This window comes from Leisingera aquaemixtae, from assembly GCF_019801145.1.
GTDB lineage: Bacteria > Pseudomonadota > Alphaproteobacteria > Rhodobacterales > Rhodobacteraceae > Leisingera > Leisingera aquaemixtae_A.
Genome location: NZ_JAHVJQ010000005.1, coordinates 273701 through 293844 on the forward strand (window position 1 = coordinate 273701; position 20144 = coordinate 293844).

The window sequence follows — 20144 nt, forward strand, 5'->3', positions numbered from 1 at the left end:
TGCGTCCGGCGGGGCATCCCTGCAGCCTAACTTTACCGCTGCATCCCTGCATGTCCCGCTCAGAGGAGAGAATGATGTCCCGTCTCGAACCGCTGACCGTGCCAGCTTCCCGGCAAACCGCTGACAGCGCGGCCCTGGCCCGTTTTCACGATGTCGAAATCATTCTGCCGCAGCCGGATTCGCCCGCCGCGGCCCAGATGATCTGCGAAGTCTTCCGCGCCGCCAACGATCTGTTTCCCGACAGCGGCTACCGCACCGCCGTGCGTAATCTGGCATCGCAGATGCGTACCGTGCCGGACGGCTGGAAGCCGCAGACTGTCATTTTCCTCGGCGGCATCTCCAGCCGCTGGCCGCTGAACTCAGGCGAGAAAGCCAGCCTGCAGCGGATCTGCCGCCAGGCGCAGCGCTGCCTGTTTGCTGGCAGCGCCATTTTCCTGCTGCCGGAAACCGGCCTGAATGCCGCGGTCGAGACCGCGGTGCATACGAATTTTGCCGCCGCGGCGGAAGAGGAGCAGATGATCTGCGCCCCGGCTGGCACCCTGACCACCACGTCAGGCCGCATCAGCACCGCCGTCAGCAGCTTTGCCGCGCTGCGGCTGCTGGCCAATTTCCTGCGCACCGACCGCGGCGCCTTCATTGCAGATGCGGTCTGCGATTACCTGGGCCTCGCCTTTGGCCCGGCCTCGGAACAGTCGAAGGTCTCCTTGCAACTGCGCCAGACCGCCGGCGGCGATGCGCTGGTGGTCAAGATCCTCGACCTGATGCAGCAGAACCTGGAAGAACCGCTTCTGATCCGCGACATCGCCCAGCAGGCCGGGGTGTCGCCGCGCAAGCTGGAGCGCCGGTTCCAGCAGAAGGCGCAGACCAGCCCGCTGGCGGCCTACCGCAAGCTGCGCATTGAAAAGGCGCGCCAGCTCCTGCTGCACACCACTCTGCCGCTGGCCGAGATCGTCGCCGCCACCGGCTTCGGCTCACGCAGCAGCCTGACGGAATGGTTCAAGCGCGAGTACAAGACCAGCCCGCAGGCCTTCCGCAAACAATATTATGCCGACCGCCACCCCGCGGGTTCCCTGGCCTGACAGCAGCCGGTCCCGGCAACGTAAAAAGGCGGCCCCGTAGGGCCGCCTTTGGTGTTTCAGGGCGGAGGAGGTCAGTTTCCGGAACCGCTGTCCTCGCCGTCGCCCGACAGGGCATTCGGGTCAAAGATATTGCCGAAGCCGGAGCTGTTGCCTTGCGGCTCTTGCTCTGCTTCAGGCGCCGCCTCGCCGTCGCCCGACAGGCTGCCCGGGGCAAACACGCCGCCAAAGCCGGAGTTGTTGCCGGAGCCGGTGGAGGGCGCGGTTTGGGCCGGGGCGGCGTCGCCCTGCTCTTCCAGCTGCTGCTGACGGCGCAGTTCGCGCTGTCGGCGCAGCTCCTGGATGCGCTCCTCAGTCTCCAGGCGTTTCTGCTCCTGAACATCGGCAATGCACTGCGCCGGGCTGTACACCGTCGCGGTGCCAACGACCGCCACCGTCGCACAGGCCACAACCACCAGCGCCACCGCCGCCGCATTGGAGCTGAGGAAGCCAGGCAGCCGCAGCTTGCCGCTTTCCAGCTCTTCCACGGTTGCCTTCTTGCGTGCCTCGGCCACCAGCTGCTTGCGGCGGATGCTGGCCTCATTGAACAGCGCTGCAAACACCGTCAGCACCACGATGATGAAGGCCAGCGCCGAAATCGCCGGCGTGATGCCATAGCGGACCTTCTGCGCCAGCTCGATGGTCAGCGTCGGGTATTCGCCGAAGGTGAAGGTGGTGGTGTTGTAGTTCTCGAAGCTTGCCAGGAACGCCAGCACCGCAGCGCTCGCAAGGGCCGGCCGCATGAACGGCAAGAGCACCTTGCGGAAGGCCTGGGCATGGGTGGCACCCAGATCCAGAGCCGCCTCGGTCAGCGCGATGTCATAGCGCTGCAGACGCGCCACCAGCACCAGCATGCAGTAGCTGGCGATAAAGGTGGACTGGCCGATGATGGTCAGGAACAGCCCGTTCGACAGGAAGCTATCGGCGCCAAGTCCCAGCATCCGGTTGATCCGGTCCCAGAACACCAGGGTCGAGATACCGAGCACGACGCCGGGGATCAGGATCGGTGCGATGATAACGGTATAGTAGGTCGCCCGAAGCTTAGGCCAGATCTGGGTGAGCATCAGCGCCCCCGCCAGGCCCATCGCCACCGACAGCACCACCGTGCCCGCCCCCACCAGGATCGAGTTCCAGATGCCGTTCAAAATCCGCTCATCCTGGAACAGCGCCGAAAACCATTCAAATGTCAAGCACTCCCAAGGTGTCATCCGCGGGAACGAAGGCGAGTTGAAGGCGGTCGCCGACATGATCACCAGGGGGCCCAGCAGATAGGCAAAGAAGATCGCCAGGTAGACCCAGAGGCTCAGGCGCATAAAGGTGAAGTTCTTCATTTGCCGATATCCCCCATGTTCACCTTGAACAGGCGCATGACGGCCAGCACCAGCAGAATACAGGTGACCAGCAGCACCACCGCATAGGCGGCACCCTGCGGCCAGTCTGAGTTGTCATTGAACTGCTGATAGATCAGCTGCGTAAACCACAAGGACGATGGCCCGCCCAGGATCTGGGGTGCCGCCAGGGCACCGGCCGATAGCATGAACACCATGGTGCAGCCCGAGGAGATGCCCGGCTTGGCGTAGGGGATGACCACCCGGCGGTGGATCTTGGTCCAACTCGCCCCCATGTCCCGCGCCGCCTCAATCTGGTTGCGGTCCAGGCTCTCGATCACGTTGTAGATCGGGAAGATCATCAGCAGGATGTAGGCGTAGCCCAGGCCCGCATAGAGCGCGATGTCATTGCGGATGAAGTCGAAGGGCGTATCGAAGATCCCCAGCCCCACCAGCATGTTGTTCAGAACCCCGGTCTCGCCGAAGATGATGCGCAGCGCAAAGGCACGCAGAATCTCGTTGATCCAGTAGGGGATGATCAGCATCAGCGCGAAGATGCGGATGTGGTTGCCCTTGGTCTGGGCCAGGTAATAGGCAATCGGGTAGCACAGGATCAGGTTGAAGACGGTGACGCAGACCGCTGCCACCAAGGTGCGGAAGAACACCTTGAGGTCCACCGCGTTATAGTCCTGGCTGCCGCCCTCGGGGCCGTAGATCAGATATTTGTAGTTCTCCAGCGTGTAGACGTCCTTGGGCCCGCCGATTTCTGGCGGCGGCAGGTTGGGACGGAACGAAAAGTCGAGCATCGACAGCTGTGGCAGGATGATGAGGCCAATGGTCCAGAACAGGACCAGGCCCAGCATCAAGCTGCCCATGCCGGTGCCGTTGCGTTTGAAGAATTCCTTCAGGAAGCTTGGCATGGCGTGGCCTCCTTATTCCGCGGCCAGCTCACCCGCGGGCACGATGACGGCGTTTTTCGTCTCGTATTCCAGGGTGATGTTCTGGCCGGTGTGATCCTCAAAGGACTGGCCGAGGTTGGGGATCGAGACTTTCAGCTCCTTGCCGCCGTCGCCTTCCATGAAGATGTTGAAGACATTGCCTTCGAATTCCTCGTGATTGACCTTGGCCGTCACGAAATGGTCGCCCGATGCCCCCGCTGGCGCCAGTGCAAAGGCTTCGGGGCGGATGAACATCATGGCCGCGTCGCCTTCCTTCATCCGGCCCTGATTGGCAGAGGAAATCCGTGCCACCAGCTCGCCGGAGCGGTTGGTCTGGATCAGCGCCTCCTCTCCCATGATCCGCTTGACCTTGCCGCGGAAGACGTTGTTTTCGCCCACAAAGGACGCCGCAAACGCGGTGGACGGGTCATTGTAGATGGTCTTGCCGTCGCCGATCTGGTCGATCACGCCCGCCTTCATCACCGCAATGTTGTCGGACATGGTCAGCGCCTCGCCCTGGTCGTGAGTGATATAGATGAAGGTGATGCCGACCCGTTGCTGGATCTCGCGCAGCTCGGTGCGCATGTGCTGGCGCAGCTTCAGGTCCAGGGCCGACAGCGGCTCGTCAAGCAGCAGCACATCCGGTTCGGCGCACAAGGCGCGCGCAATGGCCACCCGCTGGCGCTGGCCGCCTGACAGTTCGGAAGGCAGCTTGTCGCCCTGCCCCGGCAGCGCGATCATGTCCAGAAGCTCGTCAGCACGCTTGCGCCGCTCCTTGGCGGAGGCGCCCTTGATCTCCATCGAGAAGGTGATGTTCTCCCAGATCTTCATAAGCGGGAACAGCGCCAGATTCTGGAAGATCAGCGCGGTGGGGCGCTTGTTCGGCCCGATCCCCTTCATGTCGTTGCCGCCGATCAGCACCTTACCGTCGCTGGGCTCCAGGAAACCCGAGACCGCGCGCAGAATGGTGGTCTTACCGCAGCCCGAAGGCCCCAGGAAGGAGAAGAAGTCCCCCCCATTGATGTTCACATTGGCATCGCGCACGGCGACAAAGTCACCGAAGCGGATCCAGAGGTTCTCGAGATTAACGCCGACCCCTGCACTCATTTGGCTTCTCCCTGGGATGCAAACCTCCATTCCGGTGGCACGCCACCGGCCCCGCAAGACCTGCTATCCGTATCTGTTCGTATGTAATGGTGCCGCAAGATGCGCGGCTGGCCCCCGGTGTGCCCCGGGGGCCAGGTTACTCAAGCGCGCTGCTTAGGCGCTCTTGAACTTGTTGACGAATTCGGTGCGCACATCGGCGTACCACGGCGCCTCGGCCGGCCAGGGGTTCAGGTTGGCCAGCGAGTCGCCCGGATAGGCTTCGGCAAAGTTCTTCTTGTAGACATCGCCCGAGAAGCTGTCCGCGCCGAGAACCGGCGAGTTGTAGCCGTGGCTGTCAATCGCCTTGCCTGCCGGCTCTTGCTTGTAGGCATAGTCGATGAAGGCGTAGACCTGCTCTTCGTTCTGGGCACCGACCGGCATCGACATGCCGTCGACCCAGGCCATCGCACCTTCGACAGGCGCCTGGTAGTGCACCGGCTCGCCCGCGGACTTCAGCGCCAGCGGCGGGCCGTCCCAGGTCTGGCCAACCACCACGCCTTCGTTCAGGAGACCGTTTTTCTGGGTGTCGGCGTCGTTCCAGATCAGCTTGATCCGGTCCTTGCGCGCGACGCACCAGTCGGTGACCTGGCCCCAGACCTTGCGCATGGTTTCCTCGTCGTCGTAGGCCGCCCAGATAGAGCCCGGCTCCATCTCGCCCGTGCGCTCCATGTAGAGGCCCGCGCCCAGCATCATCGAATGCGCACGGCCCATGGTCTTGCCGGCATTCTCTTCCGACCAGACGTCGCCGTAGGAAGGCGCGTCACCTTCCGGCAGCCACAGGTCTGTGCGGTAGGCGATGCCCTCGGTGCCCCAGATGTGCGGCAGCCAGTGCACGCCTTCACCGCCAAAGTTCCAGGCGTCGGTGCCGATCTTGGCCATCGCCGGGTTCACTGCGTCGATGTTGACCTTGTTCATGTCGAAAGGCCGCAGCAGTTCCAGCGGCCCCCACTGCAGCGAACGGTTGTTGGTCGGCGACACGATGTCGAAGCCCTGGCCCTTGGTGGCCTTCATCTTGTTGATGATTTCTTCGTTCGACCCGATGCCGGTGTAATTCACCTTGATGCCGGTCGCGGCTTCAAAGCCCGAAATGAATTCCGGCGGCAGGTAGTCCGACCACATCAGAATGTTGACTTCGCCCGAAGACGCCAGTGCGCTTTTGGAATAAAGCGGTGCCGCCAGGGCTGCAGCGCCTGCGCTTTTCAGCAAAGTGCGGCGGGTAACCGTGTTCTTTCCAGTCATTCTTAAACTTCTCCCATTGGACTGTTGATTGTTCTTGTTGTTTCAACTGTGAAACCTTGCAAAGGCTTGCCTGCCTTCGACAGTGACAGTTTTGGATATTGATAAGACCAGTTTACTTGCCAATCCGCTTCACATGGCGCCAGTTTCGGCGCGTATAGAGATCCTCCACGGCATCTGCACCTTTACCTGAAACCATCGCTGTGGGCGCAGTTTGCGCGCCGAGGCGCAAGCCGTCAACGCTCCTGCGCCTCATGCCAGCAGAAAGCTGTATCCTACAGGCAGGTAAAAACATCGTGACACGGGCAGGGGTTAACGAAACCGGGCCTCTGGCAAAGGGCTATCCACCAGGGCCAGAGCGCCCTGGCAAATGGACAGGTGCAAGCCGAGCGCGGTCCCTGCCGCAGCGGAAACCGCCGCCGGATTTCACGCGCTATCTGACTTCTTCGGCCTTACCCGCGACCGAGTGCCAGTTGCGCTAATGACGAGCCGCACCGCAGCCTGCCACGGTGTTTTTTGCCGCCGCTTGCGCCCGAAGCCGGATCGTTGCGGCTCCATCTTCGCAATTCGCTCAAGCTTGCTTTCTATTTTCTGCAAAATGCGCCTGCCTGGCTTGCCGCCGCAGCCGCCACGCCGCTTAGTCATTTTGGATCTATGCGGGAGGGACCATCCATGAAATCGCGCACCAAGGTTGTGGTGATCGGCGGCGGCATCGCCGGCTGCTCCACCCTCTACCACCTCACCCAGGAAGGCTGGAGCGATGTTGTTCTGGTCGAACGCAACGAATTGACCAGCGGCACCACCTGGCACTCGGCAGCGCAGGTGACGAATTTCGGCATGAACCAGACCATGGTCGGGCTGAAAAGCCATTCCATCGCGCTCTACAAGAAACTGGCCGAAGACCCGGGGTATCCGATCAACTACCACCACGGCGACGGCGGCATAAGGCTTGCCAACACCGAGGCGCAGATGCAGGGCTACCGCCACTTCGCCTCCATGGCGCGCGGCATGGACGTGCATCTCGAAGTGATCGACGCGGAGGAATGCGCCCGCCGCCACCCGCTGATCTCGACTGACAACATGATCGGGGGTCTCTGGGACCCGCTGGACGGCGACATCGACCCGGCGCAGCTGTGCCAGGCGCTGGCCTATCACGCCCGAAAAGCAGGCGCCGAGGTCTACCGCAACACGCCGGTCACCGCCCTTACCCAGCACCAGGACGACACCTGGACCGTGCATACGGAACATGGCGACATCGACTGCGATGTCGTGGTCAATGCCTGCGGATACCGGGTGAATGAGGTCGGCGCTATGATGGGTGTGCACCATCCGGTCGCCTCGATGGAGCATCAGTATTTCCTGACCGAAGACATCCAAGGCATCATCGACGCAGGCCACCGGATGCCGCTGATCCGCTGCCCGATCTCAGACTACTACTGCCGCCAGGAAAAGAACGGCCTGCTGATCGGGTTCTACGAACAGGACTGCAAGACCTGGGGCATGGACGGTATCGACCCGAATTTCGTCAACGCCCTTTGCCCCGATGACCTCGAAAGGGTGATGGACGTGCTGGAGGGTGCGTTCGAGCGGATGCCCGCGCTGCGCGAAACCGGCATCCGGTCCATCGTGAACGGCCCGATCACCTATACCATCGACGGCGCGCCGCTGATCGGCCCGATCCCGGGCAAGCGCAACGCGTTCTGCGCCATCGGTTTGCGCGCAGGCCTGGGTGAAGGGGGCGGCCACGGCTGGCTTCTGGCACAGATGATCGTGCATGGCGAAGCCTGCTATGACACCTGGTGCATCGACCCGCGCCGCTTTACCACCCACACCAATGTGGAGCTGACCGCGCTGAAGGCGATTGAGGATTACCAGAACGAATTCCGCTTCCACTTCCCGCATGAGCACCGCCCGGCCGGCCGCCCCGCCAAGACCACGCCGCTCACTCCTGCGCTGGCAGCCGAGGGGGCGGAGTTCACCGTGGTAAACGGCTGGGAAAGGATGGACTACATCAAGCCCGCGCCGGACTTCCACCCCTCGCTCAGCTTCAATTTCGACGAAGCCTTTGATGTTATCGAAGCCGAAGTGAAGAACGTGCAAGAGAATGCCGGCCTGTGCGAGGTCAATGGCTTCAACCGGTTTGAGATCACCGGCGCGGACCGCCACATCTTCCTTGACCGGATGTTCTGCGGTGCCGTCGCCAAGCGCGGCGGCCGCGTCGGCCTTGGCTATTTGCTGAACCACCAAGGTATGGTCAAAGGCGAGGCCACTGTGGCCAACCTGCCTGCCTCGGACCGCGGTCCTGCGCGGGTCTGGTACGGCTCAGCGGCGGCCAGTGAATACCACGACATGGACTGGCTGACCCAGCACATCCGCGCGGATGAGGACGTGCAGATCCGCTCGCTGACCAATGAGCAGACCATTCTGGTTCTGGCTGGCCCCAAGGCGCGCGATGTGCTTTCGGCCTGTTCCCGCGGCGACTGGTCCAAGGATGCGTTCCCTTGGCTGTCGGTGCGCGAATGCTTCATCGGGTTCTCGCCGGCGACCGTCCTGGGCGTCAGCTTCTCGGGCGAGCTGGCCTATGAGATCCACGTGCCCAATGCCTCGCTCTACGCGGCTTATCTCGCATTGCGCGAGGCAGGGAAAGCCCATGGCCTCAAACTGTTCGGTGCGAGGGCGGTGGACTCGATGCGCATGGAAAAAGGTTTCCTGCATTGGAAGGCCGACATTCTCACCGAATTCGACCCCTATGAAACCTCACTGGATCGTTTTGTGAAAACCGGCAAGGGTGATTTCATTGGCAAGGAAGCCCTGCTGAGGCGCAGGGAAGAGGGCCTTCGCAAGAAGCTGGTCACTTTGAAAGTGGACGCGACCCATGCGCCGGCCCACGGCGGCGCCTCGCTGATGCAAGGCAGCAAGGTCGTGGGCACCGTGACCTCTGGCGACTGGGGGCACCGGGTGGGCATGAACCTGGCCTATGCCTTTGTCGATCCGGATCAAGCAGCGGAGGGCAGCACCATGCAGCTTGATCTCTGCGGAACAATGGTTTCGGCCACCGTCATTGCGCCGTCCCCATACGATCCGGGCTTTGCACGCATCCGCGGCTGAACCGTTTTCCAAAAAATAAAACGCCCAGGGAAATCCCTGGGCGTCTTCCTTGCCAAAGCCAATGTCAGATCAACTGCGGCCTTTCCACGGCACCAGCAAATTCTCCGCTTTGCGCATCAGGATGTCGATGCCGTATCCGATGATACCGATCAGCACGATGCCCATGATCACGATATCGGTCAGCTGGAACTTGGACGCGGCGATGATCATCATGCCCGCACCCTTTTGCGCGGCAACCAGTTCGGCGGCCACAACCGTGCCCCAGCAAACCCCCATCGCCACCCGGGCGCCGGTGAAGATCTCCGGCAGCGAGTTCGGCACAATCACATGGCGCATGATCTGCCATTTGGAGGCACCCAAGGAATAGGCTGCGTGGATCTTTGAGATGTTCACGCCTGACACCCCGGCCCGCGCCGCAATGGTCATGATCCAAAGCGCCGCAAGGAACAGCAGAACAATCTTGCCGGTTTCCCAGATGCCGAACCAGATGATCACCAGAGGGATCAGCGCCAGCGGAGGCACTGGCCGCATGAATTCGACAATCGGGTCGAACCAGCCGCGGAACCAGCCGGAAAGGCCCATCGCGTAGCCCAGCGGGATGCCAACAATAGCGCCGGTCACAAAACCCGCCACAACCCGCAGAAGCGACCATCCCAGGTGCTGCCACAGCGAGAAGTTCTGATAGCCCTCATTGGCGATCTCAAAGAACCGCGACACCACGGTTTCCGGGGCCGGCAGCCAAATCGGGTTCATCTGCATGCCGCTGTCCGGGGTAAAGCTGATTGCGCCCTTTCCAGTCAGCGTCACGGTGCCGTCTCCGGTGTCAACTGCGCCGCCAATCGCAATCGGCTCGCCGTTGATCGCCACGATCTTTGCGCCGTCCCGGCGCTTGGCCTCGTCGTTCTTGTCAAACAGCAGCGTGGTCGAACGCCCTGCTTGCGCCGCCAGCGCGTCATTCGCGGCAAAGCCGCCGCCGCCCTCGACCTCGAACTTCTGGACGTCCTCGCCAAACCCGAAGACCCGCACGGTGACATCGGCGTCATCCGTGGCGCCATCGGCGTTTTCCAGCGTGTAGGTGAAGGTGGTCTCACCGGTGAATGGCCCTGGGACGTGGATCGGAAACAGTTTGGAGCCGGTGAACGCCGCCCAGATCACGAAAATCACCAGAACCGATATGATCGACGCCGCCCGGTCCGGCGTGACCGCGCTTTCGTCGCCGAAGGTCACGGTCTTGAGGCTGGTGAAGTCCTGCCGCGACTGCATCCCTTTGCGGATAACCTGGACCAGGAAAAAGGCTCCGGCAAACAGCGCGATATAAAACAGAAGTACGCTCATGCCACTTGCTCCGTCCGGCCCATGATCTCCTCTTCCATCTCCCAGATCATCGAGAGGATCTCATCGCGGGTCTCGGCAAAGCCTTCGGATTTCTTGACGTCGCGCAGGTCCGCATTCACGCCGCGCTCAGCAAAGGGCAGCTGGTATTCGCGGTGAATGCGGCCCGGACGCGGCGCCATCACGATCAGCCGCTCGCCCAACAGCAGCGCTTCCTCCACCGAGTGGGTGATCAGGATGATGGTCTTGCCGGTCTCCTTCCACAGCTTCAGCACCAGGCCTTGCATCTTCTCCCGTGTCAGCGCGTCAAGCGCGCCCAGCGGCTCGTCCATCAGGATCACGTCCGGCTCATTCGCCAGGCAGCGAGCCAGCGCCACACGCTGCTGCATGCCGCCCGACAGTTCATAAACCGCCTTTTCCTTAAAGTCCTGCAATCCGACGATTTCCAGCAAGTGGTCCGAGATTTTTTCCCGCTCCGCCTTGCCCATACCCTTCATCCGGGGGCCGAATTCCACATTGTCGCGGACGTTCATCCATTCAAACAAGGCGCCCTTCTGGAACACCATACCGCGTTCGGCATCGGGGCCGGTCACTACGTGGCCGTTCAGTTCCACCTCGCCCTCGGTAGGGGCCAGGAACCCGGCCAGAATATTCAGCAGCGTGGTCTTGCCGCAGCCCGACGGGCCCAGCACCGACAGCAGCTCCCCCGCCTGCAAATTCAATGAAACGTCTTTCAGCGCCTGAACCGAACTGCCGTTGGGCAGGTCAAAACGCATGGAGACACTCTTGATGTCCAGTCCCGACATCGCTTCCCCTTCCTGTTAGCGCCAGTATGCAGCCGCGCTGCAACCGCGGGAGCGGACGCCCCGGCAGGCGGGCCGTCCGGTATCGCCGGTTTCTTCCAGCTCAGTTCAGCGCAGCTTCCAGCGGCGCGCTGTTCACCGCACCGTCATAGGAGTCGAGCGCGGCCTCGATGCTGCCCGCGTTCACGAACACATCCGCCACGCCCTTCATGAAGCTCTGGGCGCCGCCGCCCAGCCACTTCCCGGACAGCTGGTCCTCAGCTGAGGGGAAGCTGAAGGTCGCGATGGTGGCCTCGGCATCGGCCAGGTCCATACCTGCGTCCTTGGCAATCACCGGCAGCATCTCATCCTTGCTGTCGCCCGCATTCCACATTGCATTGGCATCTGCGGTCACTTTCAGGAACTTGCTCAGAAGCGCACCCTCCTCCGCGATGAAGCCCGCAGGCGCGCTGGTCACGTCAAACACCAGAATGCCCAGCTCTTCCTTCTCGGCACCGGTCAGCAGAACGTTGCCGTGCTCCAGCATCCGCCGCAGCGCGCCGCCCCAGCCGCAGACCATGTCCAGATTGCCCTGGGCAAAGGCCGCCGCACCGTCGGCGGGGGCCATGTCGACGATTTCCATCGACCCGACATCAACCCCGAAATGCGCCATCTGCGACAGGAAGCCATAATGCGCAGCGGTGCCGATGGGCACGCCCACCTTCTTGCCGTTCAATTCACCGGCGTTTTCCTTGTCGATCTCCAGCGCCTCGGCGACAACGCAGTTGTCATTGTCCGAATAGCTGACCGCCACATCCACGGTCTGGATGTCCTGCCCGGCAGAGGTCGCAACCACGAACGGCGGCACGCCCTGGCTGACGGCAATCTGCACGTCGCCCGAGGCCATCGCCGCCGACATCGCGGTGCCGGTATCGAAGGAGACCCAGTTGATCTTGACGCCCATCTCTTCTTCATAGGTGCCATTGGCCTTGGCGAACTGGAACGGCATCGGCCACTCAAGAAAATAGGCCACGGTAATTTCGTCGAGTGCCGAAGCCTGGGTCGCCGGAATCGCGGCCGCGGCTGCACAGGCTGTTGAAAGCAGATACTTTTTGATCATATTAATGGTTCTCCCAGTTGATACACCGGACCCGTTCTCCGCGGGCCTTCAGGTTTGGATTTTTGCACGGCAAACCATATCCGGGAAGCAATTTGGCAGTAGAATAAAGTTACTCTTCCGGCGAATGTAAAACTTAGTTTCGTTTTTTACGGATGTAATGGCGTGCAGCTGCTGATAGCATATGCAAACCACAAGGGAGGAAGGCATATGCAAAAGACGCTGAGTCTGCGCTGGCTGGAGGTATTCCAGCTGATCTCCAAGTCGGGATCAATCCAGAAGGCCGCTGCGGAAACCGGCCTTTCGATCAGCACCGTGTCAAATCACTTGCGCAGTCTGGAAAACGCCCTTGGCGTAGAACTGGTGGACCATACCCGCCGCCCGATGGGGCTGACGCCGGCCGGGGTGGTCTTTGCCCGCTATGTCTACGACGGGCTGATGACGCTGAGGCGCGGCGAGGCGGAAATCCGCTCCGGCAGCTGGCAGCACGCCACCGATCTGCGGATGGCGCTGCTGGATGATTTCGACAATGAGGTCGGCCCGGAGCTGTTCCAGTTCCTCTCCACCGCGCTGCCCCGGTGCAGCTTCCGCCACTACACCCGCCCCAGCCACGAGATCATTGAGAAGCTGCAGGCCCAGAAGCTGGATGCAGGCGTTGCCACCCGCCCGTCCGGGCTGTTGCCCGATCTGATCGAGTACCCGCTGATGCGCGATCCGTTCATCCTGGTGGTGCCGGCAGGCTACACCGGCAGCATCGAAGAGCTGACCAAGGCAGACGCGCCCCTGCCTTTCCTGCGCTATTCCCGCGACCACACCATCGGCAAGCAGATCGAAACCCAGCTGAGCCGCCTCAAGATCGCCCTGCCCAACCGGTTTGAGCTGGAATGCAACCAGTCGATCATCGGCCTGGTGTCCGAGGGCAGCGGCTGGACTGTCACCACCGCTGCCAGCTACCACCGCGCCCAGCGTTTCCATGAGAAGATCAAAGTGGTGCGTTTTCCAGGCAAAAGCTTTGCCAGAACGGTCTCGCTGTTCACCACCAGCGTCTATCCCGCTGCCACTTCGCAACTGATCCACGAGGCGCTGCAGAAATCCCTGCGCCTCCACTTCACCGACCCGATCAGCCAGCGCTTCCCGTGGTTGGGGGAAGAATTCCGGACGCTGCCCGCCAAAGACGCCTAGGCCCCCCGGCAATTAGAAACAAACATCCGTGTTTTTCGAAATCTGCCGGCCATAGCTTGACGGTTTGGCCGCTGGGGCGCTGTTTTAGGCGCATCCCGCGCCGTGCCCTTGCAGCACATCCGGCGGCCCGCAAACGGAAAATGAGCTGACCCAAATGGCAATCACCTATCTGAAACAGGCCCAGCCCCGCCCCGCCGCCGAGAACAGCGGCATCCGCGACACCGTCGCCGTGATGCTTGCCAGTATCGAGCGGGAGGGTGAGGAAGCGGCCCGCCGTTATGCCGAAAAGCTCGACGGCTGGACCGGCCCGGCTGTGGTGAGCGATGCCCAGCGCCGCGCCGCCTGCAACCGGGTGCCGGATCAGCTCAAGGAGGACATCCGGTTCGGGCACGCCAACATCCGCCGCTTTGCCGAGGCGCAGAAGGCCACGATGGGCGAATGCGAGGTGGAAGTGATCCCTGGCCTGATTGCGGGCCAGAAGCAGATCCCGGTGTCCAGCGCCGGCTGCTATGTGCCGGGCGGGCGCTACAGCCATATCGCCAGCGCGCTGATGACGATCACCACCGCCAAGGTGGCTGGCGTGCCCCATATCACCGCCGTCTCACCGCCGCGCCCCGGCACCGGCATCCCCGATGCGATCATCTATGCGATGGACCTCAGCGGTGCCGACCTGATCCTGAACCTGGGCGGGGTGCAGGGCATTGCAGCCATGGCGCAGGGCCTGTTCGGATCGCAGCCCGCCGACATCCTGGTCGGCCCCGGCAACTCCTACGTGGCGGAGGCCAAGCGGATGCTGTTCGGCCCGGTCGGCATCGACATGTTTGCAGGCCCAACCGATTCACTTGTAATCGCCGATCACACGGCTGACATTGAAACGGTCGCCTGGGACCTGGTCAGCCAGGCGGAACACGGTGCCGACAGCCCGGTCTGGCTGGTCACCACCAGCGAGCCGCTGGCCAAGGGCGTGATGGCCCGCGCACAGGCGCTGATTGAAAAGTTGCCCGAGCCCAATCTCTCTGCCGCTCATCGCGCCTGGCACGAACGCGCCGAGGTCGTCCTGTGCGGCAGCCGTGAAGAGGCCGCGCAGGTGGCTGACCGTTACGCGCCGGAACATCTGCAGGTGCAGGCAGAGGGTCTGGACTGGTGGCTGGAACGCCTCACTGCCTATGGTTCGCTGTTTCTGGGCAAGGAAACCACGGTGTCCTTCGGCGACAAGACTTCAGGCCCGAACCACGTGCTGCCGACCAGCGGTGCCGCGCGTTATACCGGCGGGCTGTCGGTGCACAAGTTCACCAAGACCGTGACTTGGCAGCGCTGCAATGCCGCCGCCTCGCATGAACTGGCCCAGCGCACCGCCCGCATCAGCCGGATGGAAGGGATGGAAGGCCACGCCATCGCCGCCGAGATGCGGCTGCAGCCCGAAACTGTCTGAAGCTGCTTCGCGCTCAGGACGGGGATTCCAGCTGCTGGTCCAGATCAACCGGCCCCAGCACCGCCTCGTCAGGGATACCCTCGAACCCGGCGACGGTGCCGCCATAGCGCTGCGTAAACCGCGTGGCCGCCTCAGGCGAGGCGAACGGCACAACCTCCGGCGCGCCCATGCCGCCCGCGACGTTGGAGCCGACCACGAAATGCGCTTCATTTGCGTTAATCCAGTTGTCGGTGCCGGGATGTTCCCAGCTCGCCGCTGCGCCCATGTCGCTCACATAGATCGCGGTGATCTCCGCATCCCGTTCCGGGCTTTTCACATAGGCCGCCAGATCGCGCACCTGGGCAAAGAACAGGGGTGCCGGAAAACCGTCCAGATGGATCTGCCCCTTGGGTCCGCCGTGCTCCGCGACATTCATCTGGCAGAAGTAGCTGAGCGCCGCCTCCGTCAGCTCCACCGGCGCAGGCGGCGCCTTGGCCTCCTCCTCCTGGCAGGCGGACAGGACCAGAGCAGCCGCAAGGATAAGGCGTTTCATGGCTCCACCCTCCGGAATGCGGCACAGGCCAGCAAAAAGCCCAGCGCGGGCCACAGCAGCAGCGACAGCGGTGCGGCCCAGCCGGGCAGCGCACTGGCTGCGCCTGCCATGCCGCTGGACAGGGCCACGCTTTCCGAGGCCGCCACGTTCCACAACCGGAACGCATCTGCCGGATTGGCAACCATCACCCAGGGGAAAATCTTCTGGGTAAAGACCCCGCCGCTGTCCATCACCACGGCCCCCAGCAGTCCCAAGTCATAAAGAACCACAAACACCAGCCAGACTCCCGCAGACAGACCCGCGGCAGCTGTTGCACCGCTGCTGAGCGCCGACAGCGCATAGCCCAGCACCAGGAACACGGCCCCCAGCAGGATCGATGTCAGCACCAGCCGCCCCAGCGCCATTAGGCTCTCTGTGCCTGCACCGCCGAACCATGCGGCAACGGCCCCCGCCGCGCCAAATCCGATGCACATGGCGACAGCCAGGGCGGCCAGATGCGCCATCAGCTTGCCCAGCAGAATCTCGGCCCGCCCCGCGGGGTAGGCCAGGAGCAGGGCAAGACTGCCCCGGTCGCGGTCGCCTGCCACCGCGTCAAATCCCATCATCAGCGCCAGGAGCGGCGCCAGGTAGACCGACAGGGTGGTCATCGAGGCGACCGAAACGGTCAGCATGTCCACCCCCAGCGTTCCCGTCGGCGCCGATCCGGCAAAGGACAGCGCCAGCGCAAAGGCCAGCATGATCAGCGTCGCCATGAACAGCCAGCGGTTGCGGCGCAGGATCAGCATCTCGGCGCGGGCAATGGCAAAGGCACGTCTCATTTGCGGTCCTCCCCGGAGTAATGGCGATAGAGGTCTTCCAGCCGCGGCGGCACCATGTCGATATCGGCCACCGCATCGCCCATGGCGGCGATCTTGCGCAGCTCGGCCATCTTTTGCTGCGGCGAGCACAGGATCTCGACCGAGGCGCCGTTGATCCGCCGCCCGCCGGTCTCTGTTGCGATCCGGTCGGTGTGCGCGCCGCTGGCCTGCACCCGCAGTTTGACCGGCAGCCCGGCCTGGGCCGACAGGCCCGCCAGCGTGTCATCCGCGACCTTCACGCCCTTGCGCAGAATGGCAATACGGTCGGTGCGCGCCTCCACTTCTGTCAGCGCGTGGGAGGCGATCAGCACCGCCGCCCCCTGCTCCGCCAGCTCGTTGATGATGGCATAGAGGTCCTGGCGCGAGATCGGGTCCAGGCCGCTGGTGGGTTCATCCAGCAGCGCCAGCTTCGGGCGGCCCAGCAGGACCTGTGCCAGCCCCAGCCGCTGCCGCATCCCCTTGGAATAAGCGCCGATGCGGCGGTGCATTGCCTCGCCCAGCCCGACCCGTTCCAAGAGGCCCTCGATGTCAGCGCGTTCACCGGAAAGGCGGGCAAACAGCGCCAGCTGTTCATGCCCGGTCAGCGCCGGGTGGAAACTGACCGCCTCTGGCAGAAAGGCAGTGGCCGCCCGCGCCGCGGCGCTGCCGGGCGCCGCACCGCAAATGCGGATGCTGCCGCCCTCATGCCGGATCAGGCCCAGCACCGCCTTGATCATCGTCGACTTGCCCGCGCCGTTGTGGCCCAAGAGCGCCAGCCGCTCGCCCGGCGCGATGTCCAGGTCGATGCCATGCAGCACCTGGGTCCTGCCGCGGAACTTGTCCAGCGCGCGAATTTGCAGCGGGCTGTTTGCGTTATCCATCTTGTTCAACCTTTCTGGCGGCCCCGGGCCGCTCTGGCCGCATCAGCGGGTGGCTGTCGATCACCCCGCCGGGCAGCAGCGCCGGGAACGCCGACTGCGACCAGCGCACCAGCTGCACCGCGGGCGATCCCATCAGCAGTTTCGCCGCCGGCTGGGTCCACAGAACGTGGTCCATGCTGTCATTCGGACGGTAGGGCGCATCGGCGATGCCATCCCCGTCCACATCAAAACCTGCGAAATCGGACCAGTAGTTGCCCTGGCCTTCCTCGCTCCACTCCACCCATTTGGTGGAGACAAATTTCACCTGATGCCGGTTGCCGACAAAGGCGTTCCCGACCATCCGGTTGCCGTCGCTGCCCGCGGTGAAGTGGATGCCGATGCCGCAGCCCTCGAACCAGTTGCCGGAGAAATCATTCTTGTGCGCGTTGTAGAGGAAAGTGCATTTGTCCTTGGCGCCCTTCACATAGTTGCCGCGCACCTCGCCCTGGTTGGCATAGTTCAGCATCACCCCGTGATCGCGGTCGTTCAGCGACACATTCCCGGTCACCTTGACCCGCTTTGAGAACATCACCGCATAGCCCAGGTGATTGCCGATCGAGACGTTGCCCGATACTTCGGAATTGTCGGCATACATGTAATGCACGGCAAACCGCAGGTCGCGGAATGTGTTGTTGGTGAAGGCGTTTTTTTTGGAACTGTTCACAAAGATCCCGTCGCGGCCAAATCGGATGTCGTTGCCGTCCACGACCGCGCCCGGCGCGTTCCAGACATAGACCCCGTTGCCGCGGGCATTCATGTGCCGGTCGAGACGCCCCTCGATCCGGTTTCCTTGCACTAGGCTGTCCCGGGCGCCGTGAATATCCACGCCGTAAAGGTTGCCTAGCAGCACATTGTTCAGAATCTGCGGCGCCTTAGCGGTCTTGGTCAGTTTGATGCCGCTGTCGATCTCCTGATGCGAGGAACCGGAGCCAACAACGGTTAGGTTCTGAACGGTCACGCCCGGCCCGGTCACGGTGATCACCGATCCCTTGCCCTGCCCGTCCAATGTGGCCTGGCCCTGCCCGTCCAGAATGACAGGCCGGTCCAGCACCAGGGTTTCGGCGTATTCGCCGGGGGCGAGGCGGAGGGTGTCGCCATCCGCCGCCTGCGCCAGTGTTTCAGCGATGGCCCCTGCCCGGTTGGGCACATCCCAATCCGCCGCCCAGACGGGCGCCAGGCCGGCAAGGGCCGCAACCAGGGATATGGGCAGGAGCCGTTTCATGGTTACGCGCTCCGCGGCTCGACCAGCATCCGGCCGCGCATTTCCATGTGCAGCGCGTGGCAGAACCACTGGCAGTAGTACCAGTGCACGCCCGGACGCTCCGCCTTGAAGGTGACAGAGGCAGTTGCCAGCGGGCCGACCTCCATCGCGATGCCGAAGTTCGACAGGCAGAAGCCGTGGGTCAGGTCGTCGATGTCGTCCAGGTTGGTGACATAGACGGTGACCTCATCGCCTTGCTTCACCGTGAACTTCTCCAGGCTGAAGTTCGGCGCCTGGCTCGACATGTAGACGCGCACCTTGTCGCCGTCGCGGATGATGGTGTCCTGATAGTCGTCCAGATCGACACCATCCGCCTCGGCCTGCTTGCGCGCGTCTTCCCACATCGGGTCGTTGCGCTGCCAGGTGCTGGCCGGGTTCACCTTGGAACGGTGAACAAGGATCGAGTCATGCGGCTCGGCAAATGTCGGGCCATCGTGCACCACCTTCATCTTGTCGCCGGAGATATCGATCAGCTGCTCGTTCTCGGGCTTCAAGGGGCCCACGTTGAGGAACCGGTCCTTGGAGAACTTGTTCATCGAGATCAGCCACTTGCCGTCCGCCTCGGCAGTTTCACCCATGGAAGTGGAGTTGTGGCCCGGCTGATACTGCACATCGACCTTGTCCATGATCGGGTCCACATCGGCGCCCGCATAGGCCTCGATTGCCTTGGCGATGTCCCATTTCACCACCTGGCTGTCCAGGAACAGGGTGGTGTAGGCATAGCCGCGGTTGTCGAAGGCGGTGTGAAGCGGGCCAAGGCCCAGCTGCGGTTCTGCCACAATGGCAGAGCGCGGATCGGCGTTGTCGCTGAACAGCGCGTCGACCTTCTCCACATCAATGACCGAAACCGTCGGCGACAGCTTGCCGTTGATCATGATGTGCTTCTTGTCGGGTGCAGCGTTCACACCGTGCGGCGAGTTCGGGATCGGGATGTAGCGGGTGAAGTTCTTGCCGGACTCCTTGCGCCCGTCCACGACTTTGGCCCCGTTCAGCTCCTGATAGTCGCCTGCCGCAATTGCCTCTTCAATCGCCTTGATGTTGAAGACAACAACGTGGTCCAGCTCGCTCTCGGTCATCTCGGCTAGGTTCATGCCCATTTCCGAGTTGTAAGAGGTCGAGAAGGCGTATTTGCCCTGATAATCGCAGTCGGTGTTGTCCAGGTTGCCCGAGACGATCACCTGCCAGGCGACTTCCATGGTGTCGCCGTCGATGGCAGAGAAGATGTTCACATATTGCGACGGATCATCCAGGATCTGGCCATCGTTGATCAGCGGCGCTTCGTGCTCGCCGTTGGCAAAGACATAGCCGGTGCGCGGGAACTTCTGCGGACGCAGGCCGTGGATGTCCTTGGCATTCGGGATCTCGATGATCTTGTCGCACTTCATCACGTCGCAGCGTACGCGGGCGACGCGGGTGTTGGCCTTATCGTTCATAAACAGGTAGCGGCCGTCATAGGTACCGTCAGTGAACGACATATGCGGGTGGTGCAGGTCGCCGTTGTCATAGGTGACCTTGCCGTTGGCGGCCAGGAATTCCTTGGTCTCCGGCAGCAGGCCTTCGGTCAGGATTTTCAGGGACTCATTGGTCTGGCCCCAGCCGGTGGCAGAGCAGCGGTTGAACACCGGCACCCGCATCAGCTCGCGCATGGACGGAACGCCCATGATGCGCAGTTCGCCGGTCTGGCCCGACGACCAGAAGCCGTAGTATTCATCCAGTTCGCCCGGCTCCAGGCCGAAACCAGCAGCCTGCGCGGGCTTCGCGCCCAGCAGTGCGGAACCGGCGCCAGTGGCCGCCAGAACGGCACCGGAGGCAGTGGCCCCCAGAAGGCCGCGGCGGGTGACGGGCAGTTTGTTTTTCAGTTCTTCAGACATAACGTCCT

16 protein-coding genes are annotated in these 20144 nt (G+C 62.8%); 4 read left to right on the top strand and 12 right to left on the bottom strand.

Going from position 1 to position 20144, the window contains the following annotated elements:
- Positions 1 to 74 precede the first annotated feature (74 nt).
- The gene (locus tag KUW17_RS14245) at positions 75 to 1079 is read left to right on the top strand and encodes a helix-turn-helix domain-containing protein (protein WP_261397213.1); all 1005 of its coding nucleotides are present in this window, start codon (positions 75 to 77) and stop codon (positions 1077 to 1079) included.
- Positions 1080 to 1150: 71 nt separating this feature from the next.
- Here KUW17_RS14245 and KUW17_RS14250 read toward each other — a convergent pair whose 3' ends face one another.
- From KUW17_RS14250 to KUW17_RS14265, 4 genes are all read right to left on the bottom strand, one after another.
- Entirely contained in the window at positions 1151 to 2446 is a 1296-nt protein-coding gene (locus tag KUW17_RS14250; RefSeq protein ID WP_222480249.1) for an ABC transporter permease, read from the bottom strand.
- Entirely contained in the window at positions 2443 to 3363 is a 921-nt protein-coding gene (locus KUW17_RS14255; protein ID WP_222480251.1) for an ABC transporter permease, read from the bottom strand. The genes KUW17_RS14250 and KUW17_RS14255 overlap by 4 nt, the downstream gene beginning before the upstream one ends.
- A 12-nt stretch (positions 3364 to 3375) precedes the next feature.
- Entirely contained in the window at positions 3376 to 4488 is a 1113-nt protein-coding gene (locus KUW17_RS14260; protein WP_222480254.1) for an ABC transporter ATP-binding protein, read from the bottom strand.
- A gap of 153 nt (positions 4489 to 4641) precedes the next feature.
- Entirely contained in the window at positions 4642 to 5766 is a 1125-nt protein-coding gene (locus KUW17_RS14265; RefSeq protein WP_222480256.1) for an extracellular solute-binding protein, read from the bottom strand.
- Between the two features lie 669 nt (positions 5767 to 6435).
- Here KUW17_RS14265 and KUW17_RS14270 point away from each other — a divergent pair.
- Positions 6436 to 8871, top strand: coding sequence for an FAD-dependent oxidoreductase (locus KUW17_RS14270; RefSeq protein WP_222480258.1), 2436 nt, complete (start codon positions 6436 to 6438; stop codon positions 8869 to 8871).
- 69 nt (positions 8872 to 8940) lie between these two features.
- Here KUW17_RS14270 and KUW17_RS14275 read toward each other — a convergent pair whose 3' ends face one another.
- The 3 genes from KUW17_RS14275 to KUW17_RS14285 form a co-directional block, all read right to left on the bottom strand.
- Positions 8941 to 10206, bottom strand: coding sequence for an ABC transporter permease (locus KUW17_RS14275; protein ID WP_222480260.1), 1266 nt, complete (start codon positions 10204 to 10206; stop codon positions 8941 to 8943).
- On the bottom strand, positions 10203 to 11009 hold the full coding sequence (locus tag KUW17_RS14280; protein ID WP_019294822.1) for a taurine ABC transporter ATP-binding protein: 807 nt from the start codon (positions 11007 to 11009) through the stop codon (positions 10203 to 10205). Before KUW17_RS14280 ends, KUW17_RS14275 begins: the two co-directional genes overlap by 4 nt.
- 100 nt (positions 11010 to 11109) lie before the next feature.
- Entirely contained in the window at positions 11110 to 12105 is a 996-nt protein-coding gene (locus KUW17_RS14285; RefSeq protein WP_222480262.1) for an ABC transporter substrate-binding protein, read from the bottom strand.
- Between the two features lie 207 nt (positions 12106 to 12312).
- Between KUW17_RS14285 and KUW17_RS14290 the strand changes: the two genes are divergently transcribed.
- Positions 12313 to 13284, top strand: a complete 972-nt coding sequence (locus KUW17_RS14290) for a LysR family transcriptional regulator (RefSeq protein ID WP_222480265.1) — start codon at positions 12313 to 12315, stop codon at positions 13282 to 13284.
- 154 nt (positions 13285 to 13438) lie between these two features.
- Positions 13439 to 14716: a histidinol dehydrogenase gene (gene hisD / locus KUW17_RS14295; RefSeq protein WP_222480267.1), complete on the top strand. Its 1278-nt coding sequence runs from the start codon at positions 13439 to 13441 to the stop codon at positions 14714 to 14716.
- Positions 14717 to 14729: 13 nt separating this feature from the next.
- On the opposite strand, the gene KUW17_RS14300 is transcribed toward hisD, so the two are convergent.
- The 5 genes from KUW17_RS14300 to nosZ are packed head-to-tail and all read right to left on the bottom strand — an operon-like array spanning position 14730 to position 20136.
- The gene (locus KUW17_RS14300; RefSeq protein WP_222480269.1) at positions 14730 to 15248 is read right to left on the bottom strand and encodes a nitrous oxide reductase accessory protein NosL; all 519 of its coding nucleotides are present in this window, start codon (positions 15246 to 15248) and stop codon (positions 14730 to 14732) included.
- Positions 15245 to 16066 carry an ABC transporter permease gene (locus KUW17_RS14305; RefSeq protein WP_222480271.1) on the bottom strand — a complete coding sequence of 274 codons (822 nt, stop codon included), beginning with the start codon at positions 16064 to 16066 and terminating at the stop codon, positions 15245 to 15247. Before KUW17_RS14305 ends, KUW17_RS14300 begins: the two co-directional genes overlap by 4 nt.
- Positions 16063 to 16965 carry an ABC transporter ATP-binding protein gene (locus KUW17_RS14310; protein ID WP_222480273.1) on the bottom strand — a complete coding sequence of 301 codons (903 nt, stop codon included), beginning with the start codon at positions 16963 to 16965 and terminating at the stop codon, positions 16063 to 16065. Before KUW17_RS14310 ends, KUW17_RS14305 begins: the two co-directional genes overlap by 4 nt.
- The gene (locus KUW17_RS14315; RefSeq protein WP_222480276.1) at positions 16958 to 18226 is read right to left on the bottom strand and encodes a nitrous oxide reductase family maturation protein NosD; all 1269 of its coding nucleotides are present in this window, start codon (positions 18224 to 18226) and stop codon (positions 16958 to 16960) included. Before KUW17_RS14315 ends, KUW17_RS14310 begins: the two co-directional genes overlap by 8 nt.
- Before the next feature lie 2 nt (positions 18227 to 18228).
- A complete protein-coding gene (gene nosZ / locus KUW17_RS14320) occupies positions 18229 to 20136 on the bottom strand; it encodes a TAT-dependent nitrous-oxide reductase (RefSeq protein WP_019294814.1) in 1908 nt (635 codons plus the stop codon).
- Between the last annotated feature and the right edge of the window lie 8 nt (positions 20137 to 20144).

Excerpts from the sequence above, each read along its gene's own strand:
- KUW17_RS14300 (WP_222480269.1), bottom strand. The coding sequence starts at position 15,248 with ATGAAACGCCTTATCCTTGCGGCTGCTCTGGTCCTGTCCGCCTGCCAG.
- KUW17_RS14315 (WP_222480276.1), bottom strand. The coding sequence starts at position 18,226 with ATGAAACGGCTCCTGCCCATATCCCTGGTTGCGGCCCTTGCCGGCCTG.
- KUW17_RS14285 (WP_222480262.1), bottom strand. The coding sequence starts at position 12,105 with ATGATCAAAAAGTATCTGCTTTCAACAGCCTGTGCAGCCGCGGCCGCG.
- KUW17_RS14270 (WP_222480258.1), top strand. The coding sequence starts at position 6,436 with ATGAAATCGCGCACCAAGGTTGTGGTGATCGGCGGCGGCATCGCCGGC.
- KUW17_RS14305 (WP_222480271.1), bottom strand. The coding sequence starts at position 16,066 with ATGAGACGTGCCTTTGCCATTGCCCGCGCCGAGATGCTGATCCTGCGC.
- hisD (WP_222480267.1), top strand. The coding sequence starts at position 13,439 with ATGGCAATCACCTATCTGAAACAGGCCCAGCCCCGCCCCGCCGCCGAG.
- KUW17_RS14250 (WP_222480249.1), bottom strand. The coding sequence starts at position 2,446 with ATGAAGAACTTCACCTTTATGCGCCTGAGCCTCTGGGTCTACCTGGCG.
- KUW17_RS14280 (WP_019294822.1), bottom strand. The coding sequence starts at position 11,009 with ATGTCGGGACTGGACATCAAGAGTGTCTCCATGCGTTTTGACCTGCCC.
- KUW17_RS14290 (WP_222480265.1), top strand. The coding sequence starts at position 12,313 with ATGCAAAAGACGCTGAGTCTGCGCTGGCTGGAGGTATTCCAGCTGATC.
- KUW17_RS14245 (WP_261397213.1), top strand. The coding sequence starts at position 75 with ATGTCCCGTCTCGAACCGCTGACCGTGCCAGCTTCCCGGCAAACCGCT.
- nosZ (WP_019294814.1), bottom strand. The coding sequence starts at position 20,136 with ATGTCTGAAGAACTGAAAAACAAACTGCCCGTCACCCGCCGCGGCCTT.
- KUW17_RS14265 (WP_222480256.1), bottom strand. The coding sequence starts at position 5,766 with ATGACTGGAAAGAACACGGTTACCCGCCGCACTTTGCTGAAAAGCGCA.
- KUW17_RS14310 (WP_222480273.1), bottom strand. The coding sequence starts at position 16,965 with ATGGATAACGCAAACAGCCCGCTGCAAATTCGCGCGCTGGACAAGTTC.
- KUW17_RS14255 (WP_222480251.1), bottom strand. The coding sequence starts at position 3,363 with ATGCCAAGCTTCCTGAAGGAATTCTTCAAACGCAACGGCACCGGCATG.
- KUW17_RS14260 (WP_222480254.1), bottom strand. The coding sequence starts at position 4,488 with ATGAGTGCAGGGGTCGGCGTTAATCTCGAGAACCTCTGGATCCGCTTC.
- KUW17_RS14275 (WP_222480260.1), bottom strand. The coding sequence starts at position 10,206 with ATGAGCGTACTTCTGTTTTATATCGCGCTGTTTGCCGGAGCCTTTTTC.